This window comes from Mesorhizobium sp. M1E.F.Ca.ET.041.01.1.1 (assembly GCF_003997355.1).
Classification (GTDB): Bacteria; Pseudomonadota; Alphaproteobacteria; order Rhizobiales; family Rhizobiaceae; genus Mesorhizobium.
Map to the genome: position 1 here is coordinate 1 of NZ_RZSL01000933.1, position 1,592 is coordinate 1,592.

At 63.5% G+C, this 1,592-nt stretch carries 2 protein-coding genes; both read left to right on the forward strand.

All coding sequences use genetic code 11. The features are described from left to right. Positions 1 to 3: 3 nt before the first annotated feature. Positions 4 to 147, forward strand: coding sequence for a PqqD family protein (locus EOA38_RS36050; RefSeq protein WP_245481014.1), 144 nt, complete (start codon positions 4 to 6; stop codon positions 145 to 147). After that, the gene (gene pqqE / locus EOA38_RS36055; protein ID WP_126092675.1) at positions 144 to 1,277 is read left to right on the forward strand and encodes a pyrroloquinoline quinone biosynthesis protein PqqE; all 1,134 of its coding nucleotides are present in this window, start codon (positions 144 to 146) and stop codon (positions 1,275 to 1,277) included. Before EOA38_RS36050 ends, pqqE begins: the two co-directional genes overlap by 4 nt. Positions 1,278 to 1,592: the final 315 nt, after the last annotated feature.

Consider the following 1,592-nt stretch of genomic DNA (forward strand, 5'->3'; position numbering starts at 1 on the left):
ATATTGCGCCGCTGCGATGGGCGATCCACGGTCGGCCACATCATCGCCGATCTTGCCTCCGATTATGACGCCGATCAGGAGGCCGTGGCGGCCGACGTCATCGCCTTCCTGCAGGAATGGTCGGACAAGCTGCTGGTGAAGCTATGAGCGAGCCCGTTCTCCCTCCGATCGGCATGCTGGCGGAACTGACGCATCGCTGCCCGCTGCAGTGCCCTTATTGCTCCAATCCGCTCGAATTGCTGAAGGCCAATCGCGAGCTCGACACGCAGACTTGGCTCGATCTCTTCTCGCAGGCCGCCGATCTTGGCATTCTGCAGGTGCATCTGTCCGGCGGCGAGCCGACGCTGCGCCGCGACCTCGAGCAATTGATCGCCGGGCTTTCGGCGCGCGGTGTCTACACCAACCTGATCACCGCCGGCGTCGGCATTGCCGAAGGCCGCATCGAGGCCTTTGCCGAAGCCGGTCTCGACCACTTGCAGTTAAGCTTTCAGGGTGCTCGTCCGGCCACGACCGACCGTATCGGCAACCACGGCGGCAGCCACGAAAAGAAGCTGGAGACGGCACGCCGCACCCGCGCGGCCGGGCTGCCGCTCACCATCAATGCGCCGATCCATCGTCACAACATCGAGGAAGTGCCCGAATTCATCGATCTGGCCCTTTCGTTGGGCGCGGAGCGGCTCGAGATCGCCAACGTGCAGTATGCCGGCTGGGCGCTGGCCAATCGCGATATGCTGATGCCCGAACGTGCCGCGGTCGAGCGGCAGGCGGACATTGTCGCGGCGGCTCAGGAACAGCTAGCCGGCGTTATGAACATCGACTTCGTCACGCCCGACTATTTTGCCATCTATCCCAAGCCGTGTATGGGCGGCTGGGCGCGCGATGCGTTCATGGTGGCTCCGGACGGTACCGTGTTGCCATGCCATGCCGCGCAGACGATTCCTTCGCTCCACTTCGAGCGTTTCGGCGAGCGCACGCTTGCCGAAATCTGGACCGATTCACCAGCGTTCAATGCCTTCCGCGGCACCGGATGGATGCAGGAGCCCTGCCGAAGCTGCGAGCGTCGCGAGATCGACTGGGGCGGCTGCAGGTGTCAGGCGATGGCGATTGCCGGCGATGCCGCGGCTACGGATCCAGCCTGCATCAAGTCGCCGATCCACAACCACATGGCGATACTGGCCGACGCCGCGCTGGCACAGGCAGCGCCGGAGAGAAATGGCGCGGAAAGTTTCATTTTCCGGCGGATCGGCGCCACAACTCGACCTGACAAAAGCGCTTGATCAACCACGCTTTGCCCGCCCCCGTCGATGGCGTGCCGTGGAGCCACTGATTATGTCGGATGCCGGTGGGACTGCAGCAGCACGACATCGGCACCCTGGCGACAAAACGCGGAGATTCCGGGCGCGGGCGGCACGCTCATCCGCGGCGAATGCTCCATCGCGCTCAGCCCGCTTCCGCCGAGGCCCGGAACGCAGTCCGGCTTCGAAGCCAGCGTCAAGTTCGCAACCGCAAGCGAGTCGAAGTCGTTGCATTCTGCAGCATAAACATTTCAAGCGTGACTTAGACCGCTGTTTGCTGCAGTCATACTCCTCCCA